This window comes from Pseudomonas sp. ADAK2 (assembly GCF_012935755.1).
Lineage (GTDB): Bacteria > Pseudomonadota > Gammaproteobacteria > Pseudomonadales > Pseudomonadaceae > Aquipseudomonas.
Map to the genome: position 1 here is coordinate 289,276 of NZ_CP052862.1, position 25,717 is coordinate 314,992.

General features: G+C 61.9%; 26 protein-coding genes. 16 read left to right on the forward strand and 10 right to left on the reverse strand.

Annotation, left to right across the window (positions count from 1 at the left end; all coding sequences use genetic code 11):
* Positions 1 to 22: 22 nt before the first annotated feature.
* From HKK52_RS01455 to HKK52_RS01480, 6 genes are all read right to left on the reverse strand, one after another.
* Positions 23 to 688, reverse strand: a complete 666-nt coding sequence (locus HKK52_RS01455; RefSeq protein WP_123508683.1) for a response regulator transcription factor — start codon at positions 686 to 688, stop codon at positions 23 to 25.
* 56 nt (positions 689 to 744) lie between these two features.
* On the reverse strand, positions 745 to 1,302 hold the full coding sequence (locus HKK52_RS01460; protein WP_169368984.1) for a PQQ-dependent catabolism-associated CXXCW motif protein: 558 nt from the start codon (positions 1,300 to 1,302) through the stop codon (positions 745 to 747).
* Positions 1,303 to 1,517: 215 nt separating this feature from the next.
* Positions 1,518 to 2,309, reverse strand: coding sequence for an ABC transporter permease (locus HKK52_RS01465; RefSeq protein ID WP_169368985.1), 792 nt, complete (start codon positions 2,307 to 2,309; stop codon positions 1,518 to 1,520).
* Entirely contained in the window at positions 2,306 to 3,037 is a 732-nt protein-coding gene (locus HKK52_RS01470) for an ABC transporter ATP-binding protein (RefSeq protein ID WP_169368986.1), read from the reverse strand. Before HKK52_RS01470 ends, HKK52_RS01465 begins: the two co-directional genes overlap by 4 nt.
* On the reverse strand, positions 3,034 to 3,993 hold the full coding sequence (locus tag HKK52_RS01475; RefSeq protein ID WP_169368988.1) for a YVTN family beta-propeller repeat protein: 960 nt from the start codon (positions 3,991 to 3,993) through the stop codon (positions 3,034 to 3,036). The genes HKK52_RS01470 and HKK52_RS01475 overlap by 4 nt, the downstream gene beginning before the upstream one ends.
* Before the next feature lie 31 nt (positions 3,994 to 4,024).
* Complete coding sequence (locus tag HKK52_RS01480; RefSeq protein ID WP_169368989.1) at positions 4,025 to 5,209, reverse strand: ABC transporter substrate-binding protein; 1,185 nt, start codon at positions 5,207 to 5,209, stop codon at positions 4,025 to 4,027.
* A 156-nt stretch (positions 5,210 to 5,365) separates the two neighbouring features.
* Between HKK52_RS01480 and HKK52_RS32755 the strand changes: the two genes are divergently transcribed.
* Genes HKK52_RS32755 through HKK52_RS01490 form a run of 3 tightly spaced genes read left to right on the forward strand, consistent with a single transcriptional unit; the run spans position 5,366 to position 7,388 of the window.
* On the forward strand, positions 5,366 to 5,488 hold the full coding sequence (locus HKK52_RS32755; protein ID WP_272900293.1) for a hypothetical protein: 123 nt from the start codon (positions 5,366 to 5,368) through the stop codon (positions 5,486 to 5,488).
* 2 nt (positions 5,489 to 5,490) lie between these two features.
* Positions 5,491 to 6,753, forward strand: coding sequence for a sensor histidine kinase (locus HKK52_RS01485; protein ID WP_169368991.1), 1,263 nt, complete (start codon positions 5,491 to 5,493; stop codon positions 6,751 to 6,753).
* A complete protein-coding gene (locus tag HKK52_RS01490; protein ID WP_169368993.1) occupies positions 6,750 to 7,388 on the forward strand; it encodes a response regulator in 639 nt (212 codons plus the stop codon). Before HKK52_RS01485 ends, HKK52_RS01490 begins: the two co-directional genes overlap by 4 nt.
* Before the next feature lie 144 nt (positions 7,389 to 7,532).
* Here the strand turns inward: HKK52_RS01490 and HKK52_RS01495 are convergent, their stop codons facing one another.
* Positions 7,533 to 8,180 carry a pentapeptide repeat-containing protein gene (locus HKK52_RS01495; RefSeq protein ID WP_169368995.1) on the reverse strand — a complete coding sequence of 216 codons (648 nt, stop codon included), beginning with the start codon at positions 8,178 to 8,180 and terminating at the stop codon, positions 7,533 to 7,535.
* A 151-nt stretch (positions 8,181 to 8,331) separates the two neighbouring features.
* A complete protein-coding gene (gene exaA, locus HKK52_RS01500; protein ID WP_169368996.1) occupies positions 8,332 to 10,224 on the reverse strand; it encodes a quinoprotein ethanol dehydrogenase in 1,893 nt (630 codons plus the stop codon).
* 254 nt (positions 10,225 to 10,478) lie between these two features.
* Between exaA and pedF the strand changes: the two genes are divergently transcribed.
* The 13 genes from pedF to HKK52_RS01565 all read left to right on the forward strand — a co-directional run bounded on the left by pedF (position 10,479) and on the right by HKK52_RS01565 (position 23,927).
* Positions 10,479 to 10,940: a cytochrome c-550 PedF gene (pedF, locus tag HKK52_RS01505; protein WP_169368997.1), complete on the forward strand. Its 462-nt coding sequence runs from the start codon at positions 10,479 to 10,481 to the stop codon at positions 10,938 to 10,940.
* Between the two features lie 3 nt (positions 10,941 to 10,943).
* Positions 10,944 to 11,819, forward strand: a complete 876-nt coding sequence (locus tag HKK52_RS01510; protein ID WP_169368998.1) for a substrate-binding periplasmic protein — start codon at positions 10,944 to 10,946, stop codon at positions 11,817 to 11,819.
* The gene (locus HKK52_RS01515; RefSeq protein ID WP_169368999.1) at positions 11,819 to 12,580 is read left to right on the forward strand and encodes a quinoprotein dehydrogenase-associated SoxYZ-like carrier; all 762 of its coding nucleotides are present in this window, start codon (positions 11,819 to 11,821) and stop codon (positions 12,578 to 12,580) included. Before HKK52_RS01510 ends, HKK52_RS01515 begins: the two co-directional genes overlap by 1 nt.
* 15 nt (positions 12,581 to 12,595) lie before the next feature.
* On the forward strand, positions 12,596 to 13,537 hold the full coding sequence (locus tag HKK52_RS01520; protein WP_169369002.1) for a quinoprotein relay system zinc metallohydrolase 1: 942 nt from the start codon (positions 12,596 to 12,598) through the stop codon (positions 13,535 to 13,537).
* A 311-nt stretch (positions 13,538 to 13,848) separates the two neighbouring features.
* Positions 13,849 to 15,627 (forward strand): PQQ-dependent methanol/ethanol family dehydrogenase, encoded by a 1,779-nt coding sequence (locus HKK52_RS01525; protein WP_169369003.1) that lies wholly within the window; start codon positions 13,849 to 13,851, stop codon positions 15,625 to 15,627.
* A 268-nt stretch (positions 15,628 to 15,895) separates the two neighbouring features.
* Entirely contained in the window at positions 15,896 to 17,416 is a 1,521-nt protein-coding gene (exaC, locus tag HKK52_RS01530) for an acetaldehyde dehydrogenase ExaC (RefSeq protein WP_169369004.1), read from the forward strand.
* A 224-nt stretch (positions 17,417 to 17,640) separates the two neighbouring features.
* On the forward strand, positions 17,641 to 17,712 hold the full coding sequence (gene pqqA / locus HKK52_RS01535; protein ID WP_003253598.1) for a pyrroloquinoline quinone precursor peptide PqqA: 72 nt from the start codon (positions 17,641 to 17,643) through the stop codon (positions 17,710 to 17,712).
* A gap of 55 nt (positions 17,713 to 17,767) precedes the next feature.
* Positions 17,768 to 18,682 (forward strand): pyrroloquinoline quinone biosynthesis protein PqqB, encoded by a 915-nt coding sequence (pqqB, locus tag HKK52_RS01540; RefSeq protein WP_169369005.1) that lies wholly within the window; start codon positions 17,768 to 17,770, stop codon positions 18,680 to 18,682.
* A gap of 140 nt (positions 18,683 to 18,822) precedes the next feature.
* Entirely contained in the window at positions 18,823 to 19,575 is a 753-nt protein-coding gene (gene pqqC, locus HKK52_RS01545; protein ID WP_169369007.1) for a pyrroloquinoline-quinone synthase PqqC, read from the forward strand.
* Positions 19,572 to 19,844, forward strand: a complete 273-nt coding sequence (pqqD, locus tag HKK52_RS01550) for a pyrroloquinoline quinone biosynthesis peptide chaperone PqqD (RefSeq protein WP_169369009.1) — start codon at positions 19,572 to 19,574, stop codon at positions 19,842 to 19,844. The genes pqqC and pqqD overlap by 4 nt, the downstream gene beginning before the upstream one ends.
* The gene (gene pqqE, locus HKK52_RS01555) at positions 19,822 to 20,964 is read left to right on the forward strand and encodes a pyrroloquinoline quinone biosynthesis protein PqqE (protein WP_169369011.1); all 1,143 of its coding nucleotides are present in this window, start codon (positions 19,822 to 19,824) and stop codon (positions 20,962 to 20,964) included. The genes pqqD and pqqE overlap by 23 nt, the downstream gene beginning before the upstream one ends.
* A gap of 88 nt (positions 20,965 to 21,052) precedes the next feature.
* Positions 21,053 to 22,216, forward strand: coding sequence for an alcohol dehydrogenase-like regulatory protein ErcA (gene ercA / locus HKK52_RS01560; protein ID WP_169369012.1), 1,164 nt, complete (start codon positions 21,053 to 21,055; stop codon positions 22,214 to 22,216).
* Complete coding sequence (locus tag HKK52_RS01565; RefSeq protein ID WP_169369013.1) at positions 22,200 to 23,927, forward strand: PAS domain-containing hybrid sensor histidine kinase/response regulator; 1,728 nt, start codon at positions 22,200 to 22,202, stop codon at positions 23,925 to 23,927. Before ercA ends, HKK52_RS01565 begins: the two co-directional genes overlap by 17 nt.
* Here the strand turns inward: HKK52_RS01565 and HKK52_RS01570 are convergent.
* Both HKK52_RS01570 and HKK52_RS01575 read right to left on the reverse strand, forming a co-directional pair.
* On the reverse strand, positions 23,924 to 24,796 hold the full coding sequence (locus tag HKK52_RS01570) for an aldose 1-epimerase (protein ID WP_169369014.1): 873 nt from the start codon (positions 24,794 to 24,796) through the stop codon (positions 23,924 to 23,926). The two genes, HKK52_RS01565 and HKK52_RS01570, sit on opposite strands and share 4 nt — an antisense overlap.
* Positions 24,797 to 24,804: 8 nt before the next feature.
* Positions 24,805 to 25,692, reverse strand: a complete 888-nt coding sequence (locus tag HKK52_RS01575) for an SMP-30/gluconolactonase/LRE family protein (RefSeq protein WP_169369016.1) — start codon at positions 25,690 to 25,692, stop codon at positions 24,805 to 24,807.
* Positions 25,693 to 25,717: the final 25 nt, after the last annotated feature.

The following is a 25,717-nucleotide window of genomic DNA, read 5'->3' on the forward strand; positions in this document are numbered from 1 at the left end:
TCCTGCGCTCAGGAGTTGTGTTTCAGCGCCGCAGATAAGACCCGAAATCTATGTCCCCCGCGCTAAGAATTGCTTGCACCCGGTTGTGCACATTGAGTTTGCGCAGGATCGCCGAGACGTGGGCCTTGACCGTGGTTTCGGCGATTTCCAGGGTGTAGGCGATCTGTTTGTTCGACTCGCCCTTGGTCATGCGTTCCAGCACCAGCAACTGCTTGCGGGTCAGGGCCTGGAGCAGTTCCGGCGGGAAGCTCGGGTTGTCATTCATCCGCCGGTGGGTGCCGGGTTTTTGCGTGCGGATGATGTCGGGCGGCAGGTACACATTGCCGTTGAGGATCTGCTGGATGGCCTCGGTCATTTGCAGCCGTGGCGAGGATTTGGTGATGAAACCCACCGCGCCGTAGGTAATGGCTTGCAGCACGATCTGCTTGTCCTGCTCGGCGGAGACGATCACCACCGGAATGGTCGGCGCCTCGTTGCGCAGGTTGATCAGGCCATTGAGGCCGTGCATGCCGGGCATGTTCAGGTCGAGCAGGATCAGGTCCAGATCGTCGTGTTCCTGGGTCAGCAGCAGGGCGCTGTCCAGGTCGGCGGTTTCCATCACTTCGCTGCCGGGGAAACCGTCGCTGATGACGTTATGAATGGCTTCGCGAAACAGCGGGTGATCGTCGGCAATCAGAATTTTGTACATAGCCATTCACCTCATTATTGTGTTTTTGGGTGGGGCAACAACGTGCAAGTGTTCAGTCAGGGAAAGGGCTCGGGCTGGGCGGGCGCAACGGGCAGGTTCGCCGCTTGCCAGGCATCCAGGCCATCGCGATACCAATACACAGTCTTATAGCCCATCGCGGCGGCGCGTTTGACCGCGTTCCAGCTCAACCAGCAATCGGAACGGCAGTAGAAGACCAGCGGTTGCTGGTGATCGCCGTCAGTCAGTTGGTCCAGATTACGCGCAAAGTAGGCTTGCCAGTCAGGTGTCAGGTCACCATCACCGGTATTCGCCAGCCAGTGGCTGCCGGGCAGGTTCTCGTGAGGCTGATCTTCGATGAACTGCCCTTGCAGCCACTGGCGGCGGTAGACGTCGATCAACACCGGGCGCGGAGTCCGGGTGAGCAGGGCTTGCAAGGCGGACGTATCGAGAATGGTCGCACCCGGAAGCTGATCGGGCGTCGGGCTGCGGTACAGGCCGATGCGGTAGCCGTCGGCGGAAAACAGCGGGGTTTCGGCCTGCGCGGTGCTCAGCAGCAGGCTAAGCGACAGGGCAGCGAGGCAAGGGCGCAGCAGACGACGTCGGGCACGCGGCATGGGGTTCAATCCTTATAGTTATGAACCTATTACATGCCAGTCGCGGTGCGATGGGAATGCGACGATAGACAGGTAAAGCAGTACTAAAGTAGTAATTTCACCAGGCTGATCGTTCCCATGCTCCGCGTGGGAATGCAGCCCGGGACGCTCCGCGTCCCAAAGCGGACGCGGAGCGTCCATTGAGGCATTCCCACGCGGAGCGTGGGAACGATCAGTTAGGTGGCTTTGCGCACGGCGGCGTGCTGCGGGTTGAAGGTGAGTACGGCGAGTAGCACGAACACCAGCGTCAATCCCACGCACACCGCCAGTGCCAATGGATTGAAGCGCTCATACAGCGCAAACCGCACCAATTCCACCGCGTGGGTAAACGGGTTCAACGCGCACAACCAATACAACCACTCACTGGACTCGCGCATTTTCCACAGCGGATACAGCGCCGACGACAGGAAAAACAGCGGGAAGATCACGAAATTCATCACCCCGGCAAAGTTTTCCAACTGGCGGATCGCATTTGACAGCAACAGCCCCAGCGCGCTGAGCATCAACGCCACCAGCAGCAACGCCGGCAAGGCGATCAGCAGGCCCATGGGCGGTGGTTGCACGCCGTACACCCAGGCAATCGCCAAAAACGCATAGACCTGCAACAGCGAAATCAGCGATGTCGCCAACAACTTGCTGCACAGCAGAAAGGTCCGGGGCAGGGGACTGGTCAGCAGCACGCGCATGCTGCCCATTTCTCGGTCATAGACCATCGACAGCGAACCCTGCATGCCGTTGAACAGCAGGATCATGCAGGCCAGCCCCGGAATGATGTACACCTCGTATGGAATGTAGGTGTCGTAAGGCTCGATGATCGCGATGCCCAGTGCCGCGCGAAACCCGGCGGCGAACACCAACAGCCACAACAACGGCCGCACCAGCGCGCTGAGAAACCGCGTGCGCTGCAACACAAAACGCAGCCATTCGCGCAGCACGATGCCGTTGAAACACTGCCAGTAAGCATTCATCGGGCGGCTCCTGAGGTGGTCAGTCGAGAGAACGCTGAACCGAGGTCGCCACCGTGTTCCAGGCTCAGGGCGTCGGCTTGTCCACTGGCGACCAATCGTCCTTGATGAAGAATCAACAAGTCATCGCTTGGCTGCACTTCATCCAGCAAGTGAGTGGTCCACAGCACGCTGATGCCTTGCTCACGGCACAGGCTGCGGATGTGTTGATTGAGCGCCAAGCGACTGGCCGGGTCGAGGCCGACGCTGGCTTCGTCCAGCAACAACAAGCGCGGCTCATGCAGCAAGGCGCGGGCGATTTCCACCCGGCGACGGTGGCCGCCATTCAATTCGCGGACTTTTTCGCGACGGCGTTCGGTCAACGCCTGGCGCGCCAGTTCGGCTTCTACCCGCAGCCCGGTCTGGCGCCGGGACAGGCCGTGCAGTGCGGCGTGATAACGCAAGTTCTGCTCGACGCTGAGGTCCAGGTCCAGCGTGCTTTGCTGAAACACCACGCCCAATTGCTTGAGCGCCGGGCGCGGGGCATCGCGCAACGAGCAGCCGCCGACCCGAATGTCTCCGCGCTGCACATCATACAGCCGCGTCAGCAGGGCAATCAGCGTCGACTTCCCCGCACCGTTCGGCCCCAGCAACGCGGCAAAACGGCCCGGCGCCAGGTTGAAACTCACCTGGCGCAGGGCCTCTTTCGCCCCATAACTGAAGCTCAGTTCGCTGACTTCCAGGGCGTTCATGGCGTGACCACCACGCCCCACGGATAGCGCCCGACCTTGATCGATTTGCTGACCTTGAGGCTGTCGATATCGATCACCGACACATCGCCGCTGACCCCATTGGTGGCGAGTAATTGCTTCTGGTCCGGGGTAAACGACATCTGCCAGACCCGGCGTCCGACCAGCAGGTAATCCAGCACCTCGAAAGTCTTGGCATCGACCACCGCCACATGGTTGGCCGGGCCGAGGGCGACGAAGCCGTACTTGCCGTCGGCGCTGAGCTTGATCCCCACTGGCTGCACCTTGTCCGGGTGCACGCCCTTGATCTGGAAGTTCATGTTCTTGAGGATCTTGCGCGTCGCCACATCGAGAATCGTCACCGTGCCGCCGATTTCCGCCGAGGCCCAGAGCTGCGAGCCGTCCGGGGAAAACTCGACGAACCGCGGCCGCTGATCCACCAAGGTGCTGTCGGCCAATGTCTGGGTGCTGGTGTCGATCCAGTGCAGCATGTTGGTGGTTTCGCTGGTGTTCACCGCCCATTTGCCATCGGGGCTGACCGCCATGCCTTCGGGCTCGACGCCGACGTTGATCTGGCTCAGCACCTTCGAGGTTTCGGTATCGATCACCGTGACCAGGGCATCGTCTTCGTTGGAAACGTACAGCCAGCGATTATTCGGGTGCAGGGCGAATTGCTCAGGGTCTTTGCCCGACGGCAGCTCCTTGATGATCTTGCGCGTGGCCACGTCCATCACCTGAACCCGGTCCGAATCGCTGGCGCAGATGTACAGCAGCTTATTGTCGTGGGACAGCAACAGACCGCGCGGGCGCTGGCCGACGGGCAGGGTGTCGGTGACTTGCAGGGTCTGCATGTCGATCAGGCTCAGGCTGTTGTCCTTTTCGTTGGAAACCCAGGCGGTGCTGGCCACGGCGTGCCCGGCGGCAAGCAGCAGGGCGCATGAGAGCAGGGTACGGCGCATGGCAGATTCCTTTTTATTGTTGTGAAGAAAATCAGGGAAAGCGGCAGCTCACTTCGGGCTTGTCGTAGCCCAGGCTGTCCATTTCGTTGAACGGGTGCAGGAAACCGTCCTGGGGCGAAGTGCTGACCAGCGCTCGCGGTTGCACGATGGGGATTGGCTGGCGCAACTGGCCGTTCCACGGTCGATAGCTGAGCTTGCGGCCCTTGAAACCGTCCAGCGGCAATTGATCGCTGATCTCCAGCGCCCGGATCGCCATTGGATCGACCTGGCGCAATTTGCTCACCGCGCTGGCGATGCTGCGCACGGCCATCCATGCGGCGAAATCCCGGTCATTCATCCAGCGTCCGGCCACGGCCTCGAAGCGCTTCTGCAATTGGGCGGCGCCGTAGGTTTCTACGGTTTTGTGCCAGCCCACCGGGGTCAGGCCCTGGGTGCCGGCGACCGGGCGGGGATACCAGGTCTGGTAGGGCACGTATTCGCCGAAGTCGCCGCGTTCATCGGCCACCAGCACCACGTCGTACTCGGCGGTCTGGGTGAACAGCGGCATGTCGGCCTGGGCGCTGCGGCGTTGATCGTTGTCGAAGCTCCAGTCCTTCTCAGCCACCAGTTTCACGCCGAAGCGTTTGGCGGACCGACGCAGGGCGGCGGCGTAGGCTTGATCGTCCGGGGTCGGGCCGACGATCAACAGCGCCCGCTGCCATTTGCGCACCACCAAAAACTGCGCCAGCGCATCGGCGAGCATCGCCCGGCTCGGCAGGCTGTGCAGCACGTTCGGCAGGCAATTGGTGGTGCGCAGGCTGTCATCCGGGCTGCCGGCGTTGAACAGCAAACTGTCGGTCAACACCGCGCTGAGCCGGCGCAGGGTTTCCACCGGAGCGTTGACCACAAACAGACGCAGGCCTTGTTCGTGCTGGGCCTTGGCCGCTTCGATCAGCGCATCCGGGCTGTCGGCGCTGGCGCTGACCAGGTTGTAGCTGTGGTTGAGGAAACGCCCGGTGCTGTTGCTGTCGGTGATCGCCAGTTCGGCGCCGCGCAGCCCGGCATCGGTGGGCTCGGGAATGACATTGGACAGCAGCGGGCCCGGATCGGGGCGATAACCCAGGTAGCCGATCTGCACCTGTAACGGCGCGTCGGCGGCCTGGCTCTGGGTCGCCAGCCCGGCGGCGCAGGCAATCGCCAGCAGGTAGATCAAGGCGTAGGGGGCAAGCTGGCGCATAAGGCACTCCATGACGGTAGCGCCAGCATAGGAAGCCTGCGGGACAGAGGAAATATGCAGAAAGTAGCGCTAAGGCAGTACCAAGGTAGTAACTCATCTACGGCGGCGCGGTTTTAGCATGGGTTTCGACGGCCATTACCGAGGAGGGGATCGACCATGCGTATTCTCAAAGCGCTGCTCCTGCCGTTGTTGCTGATCCTGACCCTGATCGGCCTCGACAAATTTCATGGCCCGCGACCGGCATTGGTGCAGGCCTTGCCCATGACACCGGGGCGCTAGGCGTGTCGGCGCTGTGGCGGATCAACCTGTGGGTCTGCGGCTTTTTCGCCCTGGTCACCCTGGCGTGCATGGCGTTGCTGGTGCATCAGGCGCTGGCGGACGTAGAGCGTGAGCTGCAATCCGCCGAAGCGGTGGTCGAGTACCTGAGCGAAACCGCCGAACGCGATCCCGCCAGCCTCCAGCCACGGCTGACCCAAAGCCTGCGCCATGTGCGGGTACGCTGGCTGGAACCGGGCGAAGCGGCGCGGCTGCCGGTGCAGGATGGCCTCGATGCCTGGCTCGGACGGCTGTTGTTCGCCGAAGCTCGACATAACGCTCAGGTCCTGGATTTGAAGGACGGTCGGCGGGTGCTGATCGCGGTCGATCCGCGGGACGAGATCGATGAAGTCTGGGATTCCCTGCAACAGGTACTGTTCCTCTGTGGTCTGGCGCTGTTGGTCAGTCTGTTGACCATTCGCTGGGCGGTGCGCCGGGGCATGGGCTTGCTCGACGAATTACTCCGTGCCTTGCAGCAGGTGTCCGCCGGCCAGCTCAATGTGCGCCTGCGCGGGCAAGGTGTGCCGGAAGCGCGTCAATTGGCGACGCACTTCAATCGCATGACCGGCGCGCTGGAACAGGCCCGGGCCGACAACACCCGACTGACGCAAACCTTGCTCGCGGTGCAGGAGCAGGAACGCACTCATCTGGCGCAGACGCTGCACGATGATCTCGGTCAGTACCTGGCCGGGATCCGCGCTCAAGCCTGTTTGCTACGCCTGGTGGCGGACCAACCAGACACCGTCGAACGCACGGTGCGCGAGCTGGAGCACAACTGCGAACACCTGCAACAAGGCTTCCGGGCATTGGTTCACGATTTGTACCCGGTGGTGCTGCAACATCTGCCGCTGTCCGAAGCCTTTGCGTTGCTGGTGGCGCAATGGCAGGGCCGGCAGGGTATCGATTGCCAGTTGCGGGTTAGCGCGCAGTTACCGGCGCTGTCGGGGCCGAGCAAGACTCATCTCTATCGCCTGTTGCAGGAAGCGTTGACCAACATTGCCCGGCACGCTGAGGCCAGTCAGGTGCGGGTTCGCCTGCAGCAACGCGGCGGGCGCTTGCGCTTGCTGATTCGCGATAACGGTCGCGGTGCCGCGCAGCCGCAACGGCCGGGTGTCGGTTTGTATTCGATGTTCGAACGCGCCCGCAGCCTCGGCGGCGAGCTGCGGATCATCAGCCACCCCGGCGCCGGTTGGGCGCTGGCCTTGAGCATGCCTTTGGAGGCGTCATGAATATTCTGCTGGTCGATGACCATGCGGTGGTCCGTCAGGGCTACGCCAGTTTGTTGCGGGCGCTGCTGCCGGCGATGCAAGTGCGCGAAGCGGCCACGGGTGAAGAGGCGCTGATCCGGGTCCAGGAAGCGGTGCCGAACCTGGTGATCATGGATTTCGGTTTGCCGGGGATCAGTGGACTGGAAACCACCCGACGCTTGCGCCAGCGCTTGCCGCAATTGCGGGTGCTGTTTTTCAGCATGCACGATGAACTGCCGCTGGTGCGCCAGGCACTGGACGCCGGGGCTTCCGGTTATCTGACCAAAAGCTCGGCGCCAGAAGTGCTGATCGAAGCAGTACGCCGGATTCTTGCTGGCCATGCCTACATCGAACAACCGCTGGCGACCCAACTGGCGTGCCACCCGCAGCAGGACACCAGCGACCCGCGCTTGCAAAGCATGACCCAGCGCGAACTGGAGATTTTCGTGATGCTCGCCAAAGGCACCCCGGCGCGGTTGATTGCCGAGCAGTTGAACATCAGCAGCAAGACCGTTTCCAATCACCTGACGTTGCTCAAGAGCAAGTTGCAGGTCACGTCCCATACCGAACTGGTGCATTTGGGGATTGATATGGGGGTGGTGCGCAAGGCTGGCTGACGATCGTTCCCACGCTGAGCGTTGATCGTTCCCACGCTCTGCGTGGGAATGCCTCCACGGACGCTCCGCGTTCGGCGTTGGATGGGACGCGGAGCGTCCCGGGCTGCATTCCCACGCAGAGCGTGGGAACGATCGGTTCACGGCTCATTTGTCCCACGTCGTCGGACACCCGGTGCAGCCCTCCATATTCGCATCCTGAAAATTCGCATAATGCTGCCGCGCGCCGCTGAGATTGGCCTGTTCGAGGTTGCTCTCGCCGAACTTGGCTTCTTGCAAGTTGGCATCGCTGAGGTCGGCGCCTTTCAGGTCGGCCTTGCTCAGCCAGGTCATTTCCAGGTCGGCGGCCCGCAGGTTGGCGTTGTGCAGCCTGGCCCCGGAGAGACGGGCGAATTGCAGATAGGCGGCGCTAAGGTTGGCGTTTTCGAATTGCGCGCCCTGGGCGAACAGGCCCCAACCCTGGATTGCCATCAGCGTCGCCCCCGTGAAATCGGCGAGGCGCAGGTTGCTCTGTTGCAAGCTGGCACGGGTCAGGTTGGCGCCTTGGAATTGGGCTTTTTCCAGGTTGGCGAGGTCGAGCCGGGCGTGGCGCAGATCGGCCTCGCGCAGGTCGGCGCCGCTGAGGTTCATGCTGCGCAGGTCCTGATTGCTCAGGTTGGCGCCCCTGAGATTCGCGCCGGGGCATTGGCTGTGTTCGGTGATGGTGCAGCCGTTGATGATCAGCGGGGCGTCGTCGCCTTCGTCGGCGTAAGCGAGGGGAAGGGTCAATAGCAGCAATAAAGGCAGATATTTCATCACGAAACCTCTAAATGGCATCGATACGGCTTTACGTAGCAGCTGTCGAGTGAAACGAGGCTGCGTCGACGGTGTGCCTGACACACCGCTAACGCAGCCTCGCCGGGGCTCGACAGCTGCTACGTGAGTCGTATCGGCAAGGGTGGCGGCGTTACTGCTGAGCGGTTTTCGTATCCCAACTCGGAATCTTGAACACCCAGAAAGACCCGCCCTGAGCCACCGGTTTGGTCAGCTCGGCCATGTCGCCGCCCCACAACGGCACCGCGCCGCCATAACCAACGGTCACGCCAACGTACTGCTCGCCATCCTGTTCCCAGGTGATCGGCGGCGAGACGATGCCGCTGCCGGTCTGGAACTTCCATAATTCTTCGCCGGTTTTCGCATCAAATGCCTTGAAGAAACCATCGCCCGTCCCGGTGAACACCAGGTTGCCCTTGGTCGCCAACACCCCGGCCCACAGCGGCAGCGCTTCCTTGTGCTCCCAGACCACTTTGCCGGTGGTCGGGTTCATCGCGCGCAGGGTGCCGACGTGATCGTCGTACATGCGCTTGATGCGAAACCCCATGCCCAGGTAGGCCGAACCTTTCTTGTAGTTGACCTCTTCGGTCCAGTATTCCTCTTTCCACTGGTTGCCCGGAATGTAGAACAGCCCGGTGTCCTGGCTGTACGCCATCGGGTTCCAGTTCTTGCCACCGAGGAACGGCGGCGAGACTTCCACGGATTTGCCCTTGGTTTCCCCTGGCAACGGTTTGGCCGGACGCTGGCCCGGATTCTCGACGGGTTTGCCGGTCTTCAGATCGATGTGGCTGGCCCAAGTGATGTTGTCGACGAAGGGAAAGGCGTTCTGCAATTTGCCGTTGTTGCGGTCCACCACGTAGAAGAAACCGTTGCGGTCGGCATGGCCGGTGGCTTTGACCGTTTTGCCGTCCTTGTCCTTGTAGTCGAACAGCACCAGCTCGTTGTTGCCGGAGAAATCCCAGGCATCGTTCGGGGTGTGCTGGTAGAACCATTTCACTTCGCCGGTGCTCGGGTCGACGCCGACCTGGCCCGAGGTGTAGAGGCTGTCGAAGTCGTGGGGGTTGCCGTCCTTGGACGTCCGGGCCCAGGTGTTCCACGGGCCAGGGTTGCCGGCGCCGACAATGATGGTGTTGGTTTCCGGATCGAAGCTCGCACTTTGCCAAGGGGCACCGCCGCCGTGGCTCCAGGCCTCGACCTTGCCGGTTTCAGTGGTCGGATCGTTCGGCCAGGACGGCGCTTTGACGTCGCCGGTGGTGGTGCTGTCCTTGCCGTTCAAGCGGCCCATGTGGCCTTCGACGAAAGGACGCATCCAGACTTCTTCACCGGTGTCCGGGTCGCGGGCAAACAACTGGCCGACCACGCCGAATTCATCGCCGGAACTGCCGTGGATCAGCAGCACCTTGCCGGAGGTTTTGTCTTTGATCAGCACCGGGGCGCCGGTCATGGTGTAGCCGGCGGCGTGGTCGCCGAACTTTTTGTTCCAGACCACTTTGCCGGTGTTTTTGTCGAGGGCGATCAGCCGCGCATCGAGGGTGCCGAAGTAGATCTTGTCGCCATAGATCGCCGCCCCGCGATTGACCACGTCGCAGCACGGACGAATGTTGTCCGGCAGGCGATGGTTGTAGGTCCACAGGCGCTTGCCGGTCTTGGCATCCAAAGCAAATACCCGCGAATAGGAACCGGTGACGTAGACCACGCCGTCGCTGACGATGGCCTGGGATTCCTGGCCGCGCTGCTTTTCATCGCCAAACGAGTAGGACCAGGCCGGGGTCAGCTTGAACACGTTCTTGTCGTTGACCTGGGCCAACGGGCTCCAGCGCTGGGCGTTGGTGCCCATGCCGTATTGCAGCACGTCCTTGGTGGTCAGGTGATCGTTGGCAATGTCTTCCCACGTCACGTTGTGGGTCGGGGTGGCGGGAGCAGTCGCCGCCTGGCTGGCAGCGCTTAGCGACAGGCTGCTTACCAGCAGAAAAGCCTGTATGGCGATAGACAGAGGGGAAAGGGCGGGTAGCGATCTTATTGTCATGGTTGCAGGTCCCAGTGGAGGTTTTGACCTGCACAGGGTGGTGCGCCCGGCGGGTGGGCGGATACGGAAAAAGTCCCGCTGTGGCCGGGAAGAGTTCCCGAACGGCACCTGATTTGGGTGTGCGCCACAAGCCCTACTACCAAGGGACTAGAAGGCGGCCACCAAAGCAGCATGGGGTTGGCGCCAAGCCGTTCCTAAGATGGGTGCCATAGCCTCTGCCAAGAGGTTTTGCGTGCAATCCTGAGGGCATAACAATGACAACAAAACGCAACGCCTTGCTGGTTGCCGGGCTGCTGGCCGGTTTTATCAGCGCAGGTTCGGTCTGGGCCCACGGCAACGTGGTACCGCAAGCGGTGGAAACCCCGGGCCTGACCCCGATCAAGGACGCCGGCGTGCCAGTCGATGCCGATGGCTGGGCGGCGGCGAACCCGTACCGCAATTCTCCGCAGCACGATAAAGCGGTGGAAATAGGCTCTTCGGCCTACAACCAGAACTGCGCGGCCTGCCATGGCCTGGAAGCCAAGTCCGGTGGCATCGCCCCGGATCTACGCATGCTCGATGTCGGCGACGCTGGTGATGAATGGTTCGTTGAGCGGGTGCGCCATGGCGCGGTGCGTGACGGCCGGGTCTACATGCCGAAAATGGCCGATTACCTGAGTCAGGAAGCCTTGTGGGCGGTGCGTACCTACCTGGACAGCGTGCACGTCGAGGAGTAATCCATGCGCCTGCTCGCGGTGTTGATCAGTGCTGTGTTGCTGTGCTGCCAGGTGGTGCAGGCGCAGGTTCGGACCTATGACCAAATGATCGCCGCCGGAGAGCTGAAAGTCGCGGTGTACAAGGATTTCGCCCCCTACAGTTTTGAAGACGCCGGCCAGCCTCGAGGCGTGGATGTCGACCTCGCGCAGGCCTTGGCCACCGCGCTGGGGGTGAAGCTCAAACTGATCTGGGCGCCGGCCGGCGAGAAGCTCGACGACGACCTGCGTGATTACATCTGGCGCGCCAGTCAGTTGCACGATCAGCAACTGGCTGACCTGATGATGCGCGTGCCCTACGACCGCGATTACTCACAAAAACGCAACGAGCTCGGCGAGCTGGAAAACGACCATGTGGTGATGTTCGGCCCGTACCAGAATGAACAATGGCAAGTCGCCTTTGACCGCCGCCGGCTGGATTCGGTGGGCAGCGTCGCGGTGTTTGAACAGCATCCGATTGGCGTTGAAGTCGACAGCGTGCCGTCGTTCTACCTGACCTCGGTGTTCAACGGCATGCTCGCCGGCAAGACCCATCACTATCCGGGCGTGCCCCAGGCCTTTGCGGCGATGAAGGCCGGTGAAGTCGATGCGGTGATGGCGATGCGCGGTGAGGTCGACTGGCAGGTGCATGAAGCGCACGACCCGCAAGTGGCGCTGGCGGAGAACGCCTACCCGAACATGGGCAAGCAGCGCTGGGAAATCGGCATGGCGGTGCATGAAAGCAACCGGCAATTGTCCTATGCCTTGGAAGAGGCGCTGGAAGCCATGATCCGCGAGGGCTCGGTGCAAGCCATCTATGCCCGTTACGGCCTGCAATATGAAGTGCCGGAGATGTACCAATAGTGGGCTGGCGAGCGAGTTGCCTGTTGGCCTGTTGGTTGCCCATGGTCGCGCAAGCGGCAGACATCGATCCGGGCAAAGACCCGGTGCCGTCGGTGATGTGGGCCTTCTATCACAAGCAAATGCTCGGCGACGGGCCATTCGTGTTCGATGAGCGGGTCAAGCTGCTGGCGCCGCCCTTCGCTGAAGATGCGCGCCAGGTGCCGCTGGAAATCGACGCCCGGGCGTTCAAGGGCGAAGTGGTGAAAATCCTCGCTTGGGCCGAGCTTAATCCGTTGCCGAAAATCGTCGATTTCCAACCGCTGGACCGGGTACTGCCATGGCTGTCGATCCGCATCCGCATCGAACAGGCCACGCCGCTGCGTGCGGCAGTGTTGACCCGCGATGGCGTGTGGCACGTCGGTTCGACCCTGATCGATGCGGCGGGCGGCGGTTGCACGGCGCCGAGCGTGGTGCGTACCCAGCCGGGTTGGGAAGACCATATCGGCGAAGTGCTCGGCGGGCGTTATCCCCGTGGTGAATTCAGTCGCGTGCGCTTGCAGGTGGCGCACCCGATGGACAACGGCATGGTCAGCGGTATTCCGGAATTCTTCATCAACCACGCCGAATTGCGCGATCAAAACGATCAACTGCTGGCGACGCTGGAGCTGTTTCCCGCTGTCAGCGAAAACCCCAACCTGGCCTTCGACATCGAAGGAGCAGGGCAGACGCGCCTGTTGTTGCGCGACAACAGCGGCAATCAATTCGATGCGGCCATCCCCTGAGCCAAGGAGCGCGTCATGCGTTGGATATTGCTGTTGTTGATCGGTTTGAGCCTGCCGGCGTTGGCGGCGGAGCTTGAATATTCCCTCAAGCCACGGCTGATCGCCCCGGACACCTGGCTGCTGGAAGGCAGCACCGACAACTTCGCCAAGGCCAACGGCGGCAACATCGTCAACACCGGGTTCATCGTCACCGAGCGCGGGGTGGTGGTGATCGACAGCGGGCCGTCGAAACGCTACGGCGAGGCGATGCGCAAGGCGATTGCCGCGGTCACCGATAAACCGGTGATCGAAGTGCTGCTGACCCACCATCACCCCGATCATGCGCTGGGCAATCAGGCGTTCACTGACGTGCCGATAGGCGCGTTGGCCTGCACCGCTGAACTGCTGAAAAAGCAGGGTGATGCCATGGCCGAGAACATGTATCGGCTGGTGGGCGACTGGATGCGCGGCACCGAAGTGGTATTGCCCACCGAGACGCTGACACCGGGCGTCAAAAGTTTTGGGAACCACGATTTGCGCCTGCTAAGCCTGGGTGGGCATACCGGCGCGGATCTGGCTATTCTCGACCAGCAAACCGGCGTGCTGTTTGCCGGGGACCTGGTGTTTTATCAACGGGCCCTGACCACCCCGAACAGTCCGGGGCTGGCGGTGTGGCTGGCGGACATCGCCACCCTGCAAGCCTTGCCCTGGACCCTGATCGTGCCCGGCCACGGCCCGCTGGCCACGGATGCCAAACCCTTCGAGCAGATGCGCGACTACCTGACCTGGCTCGATCAACTGCTGCGCGACGGCGCCGCCAATGGCAGCGACATGTCCGAGATGATCCGCAGCCCCATCCCCGAGCGTTTTGCTGGCATCAGCCTGAGTCGTTATGAACTGATCCGCAGTGCCAGCCACTTGTACCCGGGCTACGAGCGGGCACAGATGACCCGCGTCGATTCCGCCGCAAACCAGTGACCCGACGGCACACCCTTGTAGCAGCTGGCGAAGCCTGCGTTCGGCTGCGCAGCAGTCGTGAAATCAGAGTTCGCAGTGCATCAGGCAAACCGTGCAAGTCGGGTTTACGACTGCTGCGCAGCCGAACGCAGGCTTCGCCAGCTGCTACAGGTCCAGTTCCAGCCCTTTCGGGTCGGGATCGTCGGACCCCGTACTAAGGAACTAGCAATCTCCACACTGCGGGCAATTGTTGGAAGGGCGGCGGCGCTCAAGAATCTGCACCAGACCGGGAAAATTTCCCGGGTATAACAAAAACCGCAGAGGTAGCCGTCATGACCCACCCCGCACGTCGCCAACCCTTCGTCTTGAGTGTGCTGCTCAGTGCCATGCTGCTGTCCGGCTCGGCATTGGCCGCCGTCACTGACCAGGACATTCTCCAGGACCCCAAGAACCCGGAGCAGATCGTCACCAACGGTCTGGGCGTCCAGGGTCAGCGCTACAGTCCGCTGGACACCCTCAACGCCGACAACGTCAAGGATCTGCGGCCGGTTTGGGCCTTCTCCTTCGGCGGTGAAAAACAGCGCGGCCAGCAAGCGCAGCCGATGATCAAGGACGGCGTGATGTACATGACCGGTTCTTATTCACGGGTGTTCGCGGTGGATGCGCGCACCGGCAAGAAACTCTGGCAGTACGACGCGCGCCTGCCCGATGACATCCGTCCGTGCTGCGACGTGATCAACCGTGGCGTGGCGCTGTACGGCGACCTGGTGTTCTTCGGCACCCTCGACGCCAAGCTCGTGGCCCTGAACAAGGACACCGGCAAAGTCGTCTGGAGCAAGAAAGTCGCCGACCACAAGGAAGGCTATTCAATCAGCGCCGCGCCGCTGGTGATCAACGGCAAACTGATTACCGGCGTGGCGGGTGGCGAGTTCGGCGTGGTCGGCAAGATCTCCGCCTATGACCCGAAAAACGGTGAACTGCTGTGGACCCGGCCCACGGTCGAAGGCCACATGGGTTACGTCTACAAGGACGGCAAAGCGATAGAAAACGGCATCTCCGGCGGCGAAGCGGGCAAGACCTGGCCCGGCGACCTATGGAAAACCGGCGGCGCTGCGCCTTGGCTTGGTGGCTACTACGACCCGGAAACCAATCTGCTGCTGTTCGGCACCGGCAACCCGGCGCCCTGGAACTCGCACCTGCGCCCTGGTGACAACCTCTACTCCTCGTCGCGCCTGGCGTTGAACCCGGACGACGGCACCATCAAATGGCACTTCCAAAGCACGCCTCACGATGGTTGGGACTATGACGGCGTGAACGAACTGGTGTCGTTCAATTACACCGAGGGCGGCAAGGAAATCAAAGCCGCCGCCACCGCCGACCGTAACGGTTTCTTCTACGTGCTCGATCGCACCAACGGCAAGTTCATTCGTGGCTTCCCGTTCGTGGACAAGATCACCTGGGCCACCGGCCTGGATAAAGAGGGCCGGCCAATCTACAACGAAGCCAGCCGTCCGGGCGCGCCGGGCACTGAAGCCAAGGGCAGCTCGGTGTTTGTCGCGCCAGCATTCCTCGGTGCGAAGAACTGGATGCCGATGGCCTACAACAAGGACACCAAGCTGTTCTACGTGCCGTCCAACGAGTGGGGCATGGACATCTGGAACGAAGGCATCGCCTACAAGAAAGGCGCGGCGTTCCTCGGCGCCGGTTTCACCATCAAACCGTTGAACGAAGACTACATCGGCGTGCTGCGCGCCATCGATCCGGTCACCGGTAAAGAAGTCTGGCGTCACAAGAACTACGCGCCGCTGTGGGGCGGGGTGCTGACCACCAAAGGTAATTTGGTCTTCACCGGTACGCCGGAAGGTTTCCTCCAGGCCTTCAATGCCAAGACTGGCGAAAAGGTCTGGGAATTCCAGACTGGCTCCGGTGTTCTCGGCTCGCCTGTGACCTGGGAAATGGACGGTGAACAGTACGTCTCGGTGCTATCCGGTTGGGGTGGCGCCGTACCGTTGTGGGGCGGCGAAGTGGCCAAACGCATCAAGGACTTCAACCAGGGCGGGATGCTCTGGACGTTCAAGTTGCCGAAGGACCTGGTCGTCGCTAAACACTGATTGCCGCCACTGATCGTTCCCACGCTCCCCGTGGCGATCGTTCCAACGCTCCGCGTGGAAATGCCTCTTCGGACGCTCCGCGTTCGGCTCTTGAGGGGGACGCGGAGCGTCCCGGGCTGCGTTCCCACGCAGAGCGTGGGAACGATCACCTACTACCAAATAACGAGAGTCCCCCCTCCAACGGCGCATTCGTCCGGCGTGCGGGGCTCTCTACTATCGGTGCATCGCCTGTTTGCCCGACAGGCACCGACCCAGACAGAGGCCCACCATGATCTACGCACAACCTGGTACACCTGGCGCCATCGTTTCCTTCAAGCCGCGTTACGGCAATTTCATCGGTGGCGAGTTCGTGCCGCCGGTCAATGGCGAATACTTCACCAACACCTCGCCGGTCAACGGTGAAGTGATCGCCGAGTTCCCGCGTTCCAGCGCCGCCGACATCGACAAAGCCCTCGACGCCGCCCACGCGGCCGCCGATGCCTGGGGCAAGACCTCGGCCCAGGACCGCTCCCTGGTGCTGCTTAAAATCGCCGACCGCATCGAGCAAAACCTGGAAATCCTCGCCGTCGCCGAAACCTGGGACAACGGCAAAGCCGTGCGCGAAACCCTCAACGCCGACGTGCCACTGGCCGCCGACCATTTCCGCTACTTTGCCGGCTGCATTCGTGCCCAGGAAGGTGGCGCTGCCGAAATCAACGAGCTGACCACCGCCTACCACTTCCACGAGCCGCTGGGCGTGGTCGGACAGATCATTCCGTGGAACTTCCCGCTGCTGATGGCCGCGTGGAAACTTGCCCCGGCCCTGGCCGCCGGTAACTGCGTGGTACTCAAACCCGCCGAGCAGACGCCGCTGTCGATCATGGTCTTCGCCGAGCTGATCGCCGACTTGCTGCCGCCCGGTGTGCTGAACATCGTCCAGGGTTTCGGTCGCGAAGCCGGTGAGGCGCTGGCCACCAGCAAGCGCATCGCCAAGATTGCCTTCACCGGGTCCACCCCGATTGGCGCGCACATCATGAAATGCGCGGCCGAGAACATCATTCCCAGCACCGTGGAACTGGGCGGCAAGTCGCCGAACATCTTCTTCGAAGACATCATGCAAGCCGAGCCACAGTTCATTGAGAAGGCCGCCGAAGGCCTGGTGCTGGCGTTTTTCAACCAGGGCGAAGTCTGCACCTGTCCGTCGCGAGCGCTAGTGCAGGAGTCGATCTACGACGACTTCATGAAAGTGGTGATGCAGAAGATCGTCAAGATCAAGCGCGGCAACCCGCTGGACACCGAAACCATGGTCGGCGCCCAGGCGTCCGAGCAGCAATACGACAAGATCCTCTCGTACCTGAAAATTGCCCAGGAGGAGGGCGCCGAGCTACTCACCGGTGGCGCGGCCGAGCGCCTCGAAGGCGACTTGTCGACCGGTTATTACATCCAGCCGACCCTGCTCAAGGGCCACAACAAAATGCGCGTGTTCCAGGAAGAAATCTTCGGCCCGGTGGTCGGCATCACCACCTTCAAGGACGAAGCCGAAGCCCTGGCGATTGCCAACGACAGCGAGTTCGGCCTCGGCGCCGGCCTGTGGACCCGCGACATCAACCGCGCCTACCGCATGGGCCGGGCGATCAAGGCCGGGCGTGTCTGGACCAACTGCTACCACCTGTACCCGGCCCACGCCGCGTTCGGTGGCTACAAGAAGTCCGGGGTCGGCCGTGAAAACCACAAGATGATGCTCGACCATTACCAGCAGACCAAAAACCTGCTGGTGAGCTACGACATCAATCCGATGGGGTTCTTTTGATTCGACGTTGGACCGCGTAACGGCTTTCGCGGGCAAGCCTCGCTCCTACAGGTTCAGGTGATCCGCAGGAGCGAGGCTTGCCCGCGAATGGTTGTGTCTGACACCCCGCAACACCCCCTACCAACGCACGCCGCCATCTCCTTCGAAAGTAGCATTCGGGCCCTTGGCGGCCCGTGCATTAATGGCTTTACCGGAATTGCCCGGCACAAGAAGAGGATTGACCCATGTGGACTAAACCCGCGTTTACCGATCTGCGCATTGGCTTCGAAGTGACGATGTATTTCGCCAACCGCTGATTGATCACCCGGCCAGCCGACGCGTTGGCCGGGCCTGCCTTCCGGAGCATTGCTCATGCACATCCGCGTTCTCGGTTCCGCCGCTGGCGGTGGTTTCCCGCAATGGAATTGCAACTGTCGCCAGTGCTCCGGCGTGCGCGATGGCAGCCTGCGTGCCCAACGGCGCACGCAGTCCTCGATTGCGGTGAGCGACAACGGCGTGGATTGGGTGCTGTGCAATGCTTCACCGGACATTCGTGCGCAGCTGGAAAGCTTCCCGGCGTTACAACCGGCACGCCGATTACGCGATACGGCGATTGCCGGTGTCGTCCTGCTGGACAGCCAGATCGACCATTGCACCGGCCTGTTGAGCTTGCGCGAAGGTTGCCCGCATTCGGTGTGGTGCACCGCGCGGGTGCATGAGGATTTGAGCAGTGGCTTTCCACTGTTCAGCATGCTCAAGCACTGGAACGGTGGCTTGCAATGGCAACCGATCGAACTCGACCGCGAGCCGTTCAGCATCGCTGCCTGCGCACACCTGCAATTTCGTGCAATCCCCTTGATCAGCAATGCACCGCCGTACTCGCCCAATCGCGGCAATCCGCAGCCGGGTGACACCCTCGGCCTGTTTATCGAAGACCTGCGCAACGGTGCCTCGGTGTTTTATGCGCCGGGCCTGGGGCAAGTCGATGAAGAAGTGATGAGCTGGATGCAGCGCGCCGATTGCCTGCTGCTGGACGGCACGTTGTGGCGCGACGATGAGATGCGCGTGTGCGAAGTGGGCCAGAGCCTGGGCAGTGAAATGGGGCATCTGCCCCAGAGCGGTCCTGGCGGGATGCTGGACATCCTTGAGGGCTTCGATCGTCAGCGCAAGGTGCTGATTCACATCAACAACACCAACCCGATCCTCGACGAAGACTCGGCTGAGCGTGCGTTGCTGGAGCGGCGGGGGGTTGAGGTGGCGTATGACGGCATGAGTCTTGTGCTGTAGCGGACGGCCCTTTCGCGGGCAAGCCTCGCTCCTACAGAACATCGTCGTTCGTGGATTTCATGGCTTACACAAAACCTGTAGGAGCGAGGCTTGCCCGCGAAGAGGCCCGCCCAGACACCGCAAAAATCCGGAGAGCCGCAATGCCCGACACCCCAATGTCCCCCAGCGAATTCGAAGCCGCCCTGCGCGCCAAAGGCGCCTACTACCACATCCATCACCCGTTCCACCAAGCTATGTACGCCGGCCGGGCCACCCGCGAGCAAATCCAGGGTTGGGTCGCCAATCGCTTCTACTATCAGGTCAACATCCCGCTCAAGGACGCCGCGATCCTCGCCAACTGCCCCGACCGCGACGTGCGCCGGGAATGGCTGCAACGCATCCTCGATCACGACGGCGAACCCGGCAGCGAAGGCGGGATCGAAGCCTGGCTGCGCCTGGGCGAAGCCGTGGGGCTGGAACGCGAGCAAATCCTCTCCCAGGAACTCGTGTTGCCCGGCGTCCGTTTTGCCGTGGACGCCTACGTCAATTTCGCCCGCCGCGCCTGTTGGCAGGAAGCCGCCAGCAGTTCCTTGACCGAATTGTTCGCACCGCAGATCCACCAATCACGCCTCGACGCCTGGCCCACCCATTACCCGTGGATCGACGCGGGCGGCTACGACTATTTCCGTACCCGTTTGAGCCAGGCGCGGCGCGATGTCGAGCACGGTTTGCGCATCACCCTGGCGCATTACGTCACCCTCGAAGGCCAACAACGGATGCTGGAAATCCTCCAGTTCAAACTCGATGTGCTGTGGAGCATGCTCGATGCGATGAGCATGGCTTACGAGCTGGAGCGACCGCCGTATCACACCGTCACCCCCTCGAATGTCTGGCATCGGGGGATTGCCCTGTGAGTTTGATTAACCGCGAAAAAACACCGTCCCTAAGACCGGGATTTCGCCTGCAATGGGAACCCCGCCAGGATTGCCATGTGCTGCTGTACCCCGAAGGCATGATCAAACTCAACACCAGCGCCGGGCAGATCCTCAATCTGCTGGACGGCCAGCGCAGCGTCGCGTCAATCATCGAGCAATTGTCGACGAACTTCCCCGGCGTGCCGGGCATCGACGAAGACGTGCTGACGTTTCTGGAGGTGGCCCATGCTCAATTCTGGATCGAATAAATCGCCGCCAGGGCCGCCGCTGTGGCTGTTGGCGGAACTGACTTATCGCTGCCCGTTGCAATGCCCGTATTGCTCCAACCCGTTGGACTTTGCCCAATCCGGCGAGGAACTGAGCACCGAAGAATGGATTCGCGTCTTTCGCGAGGCGCGTGAAATGGGCGCCGCGCAACTGGGTTTTTCCGGTGGTGAACCGTTGGTGCGCCAGGACCTCGCCGAGCTGATCAAAGCCGCGCGGGACATGGGTTACTACACCAATCTGATTACCTCCGGCATCGGCCTGACCAAGCAGAAGGTCCGCGACTTCAAAATCGCCGGGCTCGACCATATCCAGATCAGCTTCCAGGCTGCCGACGAAGGGGTGAACAACATGCTCGCCGGCTCGCGCAAGGCCTTCGCCCAGAAACTCGCCATGGCCCGCGCGGTGAAAGCCCAGGGTTACCCGATGGTGCTGAATTTCGTCACCCACCGGCACAACATCGACCGCATCGACCGCATCATCGATTTGTGCCTGGAACTGGAGGCGGATTTCGTCGAGTTGGCGACGTGTCAGTTCTACGGTTGGGCCGAACTCAACCGCGTTGGCCTGTTGCCCACTCGCGAGCAATTGCAGCGTGCCGAGCGCATCACCAATGAATACCGCGAGCGGCTTGAGGCCCAGGGCCACCCATGCAAGCTGATTTTCGTCACCCCGGACTACTACGAAGAACGCCCGAAAACCTGCATGAACGGCTGGGCCAACCTGTTTCTCGACATTACCCCGGACGGCACCGCGTTGCCGTGCCACAGCGCCCGCCAGTTACCGGTGCAATTTCCCAATGTGCGCGAGCACAGCATTGAGCACATCTGGACCGATTCCTTCGGCTTCAACCGGTTTCGCGGCGATGACTGGATGAAGGAACCGTGCCGCTCCTGCGATGAAAAACACAAGGATCTGGGCGGTTGCCGCTGCCAGGCGTTCATGCTCACCGGAGATGCCGAAAACGCCGACCCGGTGTGCAGCAAGTCGCCGCACCATGGGGTGATCCTCAAGGCCCGCGAAGAGGCCGACGCGCCGGGGCAGGGCATGGAACACCTGACGTTGCGCAATGAGAAGGCTTCGCGGTTGATCTACCGCGGGTGATACCGGCTACCCATTGGTCTGATTGCATTCACCACCGGATGGGTTAGTGTGGCTTCTACCTTCCAAAACAATAAAAACAGGCTTTCCAATGAGCCACAAAATCAGCCAGCTGCGTAAATTCGTTTCGCCTGAAATCATTTTTGGTGCCGGTTGCCGGCACAACGTCGGCAACTACGCCAAGACCTTCGGCGCCCGCAAGGTGCTGGTGGTCAGCGACCCCGGGGTGATTGCCGCCGGTTGGGTCGCGGATGTCGAGGCCAGCCTGCAGGCCCAGGGCATCGATTACTTTCTGTATAGCGACGTCTCGCCCAATCCCCGGGTCGAGGAAGTCATGCTCGGCGCCGAGTTGTACAAGGAAAACCACTGCGATGTCATTGTGGCCATTGGTGGCGGCAGCCCGATGGATTGCGGCAAAGGCATTGGCATTGTCGTCGCCCATGGGCGCAGCATTCTCGAGTTCGAAGGCGTGGACACCATTCGCGTGCCCAGCCCGCCGCTGATCCTGATCCCGACCACCGCTGGCACGTCGGCCGACGTCTCGCAATTCGTGATCATTTCCAACCAGCAAGAACGCATGAAGTTCTCCATTGTCAGCAAGGCTGCGGTGCCTGACGTGTCGCTGATCGACCCGGAAACCACCCTGAGCATGGACCCGTTCCTGGCGGCCTGTACCGGTATCGACGCGTTGGTGCATGCCATCGAAGCCTTCGTCTCCACCGGTCACGGCCCGTTGACCGACCCCCATGCACTGGAAGCGATGCGCCTGATCAATGGCAATCTGGTGCAGATGATCGCCAATCCGACGGACATTGTCCTGCGCGAGAAAATCATGCTCGGCAGCATGCAGGCCGGGCTGGCGTTCTCCAACGCGATCCTGGGCGCCGTGCACGCCATGTCCCACAGCCTCGGCGGCTTTCTCGATTTGCCCCACGGCTTGTGCAACGCGGTGCTGGTGGAACATGTGGTGGCGTTCAACTACAACTCGGCGCCGGACCGTTTCAAGGTGATCGCCGAGACCTTTGGCATCGATTGCCGGGGCCTGAATCACCGGCAGATCTGCAAGCGCCTGGTCGAGCATTTGATCGCGTTGAAACATGCGATCGGCTTCCACGAAACCCTGGGTCTGCACGGGGTGAGCATGGCGGATATTCCATTCCTGTCGCAGCACGCCATGCACGACCCGTGCATCCTGACCAACCCGCGCGAATCCAGTCAGCGTGACGTCGAGGTCGTCTATGGCGAAGCCCTCTGACGAGCAGCAACGGGCGCTGGCCGGGTTACTGGGGTTAGGCAGTCACTCGGCGCGCAAGAGCCATTACCCGGAACTCAACGCGCGCCTGGACGAACTGGAAGCCGAGCGCAATCGCTATAAATGGCTGTTCGAAAACGCCGTCCACGGGATCTTCCAGGCCAGCCTGCTCGAAGGGATGCGCGCCGCCAACCCGGCGCTGGCGCGGATGCTTGGCTATGACGATCCGCAGGAGGTGCTGTTTTCCTTGGCGGACCTGGCGAGCAACCTGTTTGTCGGCGGTGCCAGGGAGCTGGAAACCATCGGCGAGATCCTCAAGACCGAACGCAGTCTGCACGGCTATGAAACGCAGCTGCGGCGCAAGGACGGCAGCAGCCTCGACGTGCTGATGAACCTGTTGCTCAAGCCCGATCAGGAAGGCCTGGTTGAAGGTTTTGTCGCCGACATCACCGAACGCAAACTCGCCCAGCAGCGCTTGCAACAACTCAACGATGAACTGGAGCAACGGGTCACCGCGCGCACTGACGAATTGCTCGAAGCCAACCGCAACCTGCAACAGCAGATCACCCAGCGCAAGCAGATTGCCCAGGCCTTGCGCGATGCCCGGGACGCCGCCGAAGCGGCCAACCGCAGCAAGGACAAATACCTCGCCGCCGCCAGTCACGACCTGCTGCAACCGCTCAACGCCGCGCGGCTACTGATTTCGACCTTGCGCGAGCGCAAATTGCCCGACGTCGAGCAGGTGCTGGTGGAGCGTACGCACCAGGCACTGGAAGGGGCGGAAGACCTGCTGACGGATTTGCTGGACATTTCCCGGCTCGACCAGGCGGCGGTGAAACCCGACGTCGCGCTGTACCGCCTCGACGAATTGCTCGCGCCGCTGGTTTCGGAATTCCAGTCCGTGGCCGAGGCGGCGGGGCTGAACCTGCGGGTGCACATGGGCGACTTCGCCATAAGCACCGATTTGCGGCTGATGACGCGGATTCTGCGCAACTTCCTCAGCAATGCGTTCCGCTACACCGATGAGGGCTGCATCTTGCTCGGGGCTCGGCGTCGGGGCCAGATGTTACGGCTGGAAGTCTGGGACACCGGGCGCGGGATTGCAGCGGATCGGCTGGATTCGATCTTTCTGGAATTCAATCAACTGGACGTTGGCCGCGCCGCCGATCGTAAAGGCGTGGGCCTGGGATTGGCGATCGTCGAGCGCATCGCCAAGATTCTCGGTTACCGGATTCAGGTGCGTTCATGGCCGGGGCGCGGGTCGGTGTTCAGTATCGACGTGCCGATTTCCCATGAAGTACCGCTGCCGATCACACTGGCCGCGCCGCAACCGGGTACCGGCAACCCGCTGCCGGGCCGGCGTTTGTTGGTGCTGGATAACGAAGTCAGCATTCTGGAAAGCATGAGCGCGTTGCTCGGGCAATGGGGCTGCGAAGTGGTGATCGCCACGGACGAATTCTCTGCCTTGGCGGCGTTGCAGGGACGGGCACCGGAACTGATTCTGGCGGACTATCACCTCGACCACGGGGTGGTCGGTTGTGATGTGGTGCGGCATCTGCGCGAGCACTTCGGCCAGGCGATTCCGGCGGTGATCATCACCGCCGACCGCACCGACCAGTGCCGCCGCTCCTTGCAGCGCCTCGACGCGCCGCTGCTGAACAAACCGGTGAAACCCGGCAAGTTGCGCGCGGTGTTGAGTCAGTTGCTGGGTTAGCCGAGTTTGCGGTATTGCAGGCTGAACCCCAGCGCGGTGGATTGGCCTTGCTCGAGCAATCGCAACCCCGGCCGACCGGGCAAGTGGTGCGCGTTGACTGGGTGGCTCACCGGCTCGATACAGAAAAACCCCAAGTCTACCGGGCAGTACAGCAGGTAATAATCGCTGCCGGTGGCCTGGCATTCCAGTTCATAACCCAGCTCGGGTTGCTGGATCAGGCAGTGTCCGTCCCATTCGCAGAAACCGTTGTCCACCAGGGTGTGCGGTAAATCCTTGAGCTGCTGGAAATCCCATTCGGCCGGTAACGGGCTGAGTTCGGTCGGCAGTTTGGCGCTGTCACAAAACCAGACCTGTCGGGCCTTTGTCTGTAATCGAGTATTGGCGGTGCGCGGGAAGTAGGGGTGCAAGCCGAGGCCGTGCCACGCGGCGTGTTCGCCCAGATGGGTGACCTGCAATTCAATGCTTAACTGACCTTCGCTCAAGTGGAAACGTTGTCGGGCGCGGTAGGCGAAGGGCGTTGTGCAATCGAGTTCCAGGACGGCTTCGTTTCGGCTTTGCGAAACGATCCGCCACGGCTGTTGCCAGGCGCTGCCGTGGATCGGCAAGGGATCGGTGAGGCTGTTCGGCGTCAGGGCCAACCAGCCTTCGGGGCAGTCGAAACCGCCCTCGGAAATCCGGTTGGACCAAGGGGCCAGCGGATAGCAGCCGAGCTTGCCGGGCAGGCCGGTGTTCAAGGCTTGGCTGTCGCTGTGACGCAACAGTGGCTGGCCGGTGCTGCGTACCGTCCAGTTGACGATGCTGGCGCCGAGTTCGGGGGCGAGAGTGAGGTGGGTGAGGTGGTCTTCGAGTTCGAGCAGGGTGGGTGTCATGTTGATCATCAGTCCAGAAACAGCGGTTCAGGCAGACCTTTCACGCCTGGATTAAGCGCAAACACCCCACCGGCCAACGACTGCTCGTCATGGTCATCCCCCGGGCGAATCGAGGTCACGAACAACGTATCCAGCCCACTGCCACCAAACGCGCACATGGTCGGTTTCTTCACCGGCACGGCCAGCGAACGGTCCAGTCGACCGTCCGGGGTAAACCGATGAATCAACCCGGCATCGTTCGCGCAGATCCAGTAGCAACCCTCAGCATCCACCGCCGCGCCATCGGGCCGGCCGCAGAAGTGATTCATGTCGACAAACAGCCGGCGATTGCTCGGTGTGCCGCTCTCGAGGTCGTAGTCGAAAGCCCAGATTTGCTGGGCCAGCGGATGAGAATCAGACAGGTACATCGTCCGGCCATCCGGGCTGAAACCCAGGCCGTTAGGGACGAGGAAGCCAGAGAGGCGTGCCTCAATCGGCCCACGCTGCCCGCTGCTGTAGCGATACAACGTGCCTTCCGCCACGTTGGCCCCCATGTTCAGCACCATGCTGCCGGCCCAGAAACGCCCCTGACGATCACAGCGGCCATCGTTCAGGCGCATGTCCGGACGGGCATGATCGACGTGGGCGAGCAGTTCGCTGTCGAGGCTGCCATCGTTGTGCGGGCGCAAATGGAAGAACCCGCTTTCCATCCCGGCGACCCAGCCACCGTCGCTGTGACGCGCGATGCAGGCGAGCATTTCCGGGGTTTTCCAGGCGTGGACATGCCCGGTTGCGGCGCTCCAGCGCTGCAAGCCACCGGCGGGAATATCGACCCAGTACAGGGCGTTTTCCTCAGGCACCCAGACCGGGCATTCACCGACCGCGTTGCGGGCATCGACAATCAATTCGGCTTGCATGGACGCTCATTCCCTCGAAGGTCGG

Coding starts and splice junctions, on each gene's coding strand:
- HKK52_RS01475 (WP_169368988.1), bottom strand. CDS start 3,993: ATGCGCCGTACCCTGCTCTCATGCGCCCTGCTGCTTGCCGCCGGGCAC.
- HKK52_RS01495 (WP_169368995.1), bottom strand. CDS start 8,180: ATGAAATATCTGCCTTTATTGCTGCTATTGACCCTTCCCCTCGCTTAC.
- HKK52_RS01575 (WP_169369016.1), bottom strand. CDS start 25,692: ATGCAAGCCGAATTGATTGTCGATGCCCGCAACGCGGTCGGTGAATGC.
- HKK52_RS01525 (WP_169369003.1), top strand. CDS start 13,849: ATGACCCACCCCGCACGTCGCCAACCCTTCGTCTTGAGTGTGCTGCTC.
- HKK52_RS01480 (WP_169368989.1), bottom strand. CDS start 5,209: ATGCGCCAGCTTGCCCCCTACGCCTTGATCTACCTGCTGGCGATTGCC.
- HKK52_RS01470 (WP_169368986.1), bottom strand. CDS start 3,037: ATGAACGCCCTGGAAGTCAGCGAACTGAGCTTCAGTTATGGGGCGAAA.
- ercA (WP_169369012.1), top strand. CDS start 21,053: ATGAGCCACAAAATCAGCCAGCTGCGTAAATTCGTTTCGCCTGAAATC.
- HKK52_RS01520 (WP_169369002.1), top strand. CDS start 12,596: ATGCGTTGGATATTGCTGTTGTTGATCGGTTTGAGCCTGCCGGCGTTG.
- HKK52_RS01465 (WP_169368985.1), bottom strand. CDS start 2,309: ATGAATGCTTACTGGCAGTGTTTCAACGGCATCGTGCTGCGCGAATGG.
- HKK52_RS01565 (WP_169369013.1), top strand. CDS start 22,200: ATGGCGAAGCCCTCTGACGAGCAGCAACGGGCGCTGGCCGGGTTACTG.
- HKK52_RS32755 (WP_272900293.1), top strand. CDS start 5,366: ATGCGTATTCTCAAAGCGCTGCTCCTGCCGTTGTTGCTGATCCTGACC.
- HKK52_RS01455 (WP_123508683.1), bottom strand. CDS start 688: ATGTACAAAATTCTGATTGCCGACGATCACCCGCTGTTTCGCGAAGCC.
- HKK52_RS01490 (WP_169368993.1), top strand. CDS start 6,750: ATGAATATTCTGCTGGTCGATGACCATGCGGTGGTCCGTCAGGGCTAC.
- pqqB (WP_169369005.1), top strand. CDS start 17,768: ATGCACATCCGCGTTCTCGGTTCCGCCGCTGGCGGTGGTTTCCCGCAA.
- exaA (WP_169368996.1), bottom strand. CDS start 10,224: ATGACAATAAGATCGCTACCCGCCCTTTCCCCTCTGTCTATCGCCATA.
- pqqE (WP_169369011.1), top strand. CDS start 19,822: ATGCTCAATTCTGGATCGAATAAATCGCCGCCAGGGCCGCCGCTGTGG.
- exaC (WP_169369004.1), top strand. CDS start 15,896: ATGATCTACGCACAACCTGGTACACCTGGCGCCATCGTTTCCTTCAAG.
- pqqC (WP_169369007.1), top strand. CDS start 18,823: ATGCCCGACACCCCAATGTCCCCCAGCGAATTCGAAGCCGCCCTGCGC.
- HKK52_RS01510 (WP_169368998.1), top strand. CDS start 10,944: ATGCGCCTGCTCGCGGTGTTGATCAGTGCTGTGTTGCTGTGCTGCCAG.
- HKK52_RS01570 (WP_169369014.1), bottom strand. CDS start 24,796: ATGACACCCACCCTGCTCGAACTCGAAGACCACCTCACCCACCTCACT.
- HKK52_RS01460 (WP_169368984.1), bottom strand. CDS start 1,302: ATGCCGCGTGCCCGACGTCGTCTGCTGCGCCCTTGCCTCGCTGCCCTG.
- pedF (WP_169368997.1), top strand. CDS start 10,479: ATGACAACAAAACGCAACGCCTTGCTGGTTGCCGGGCTGCTGGCCGGT.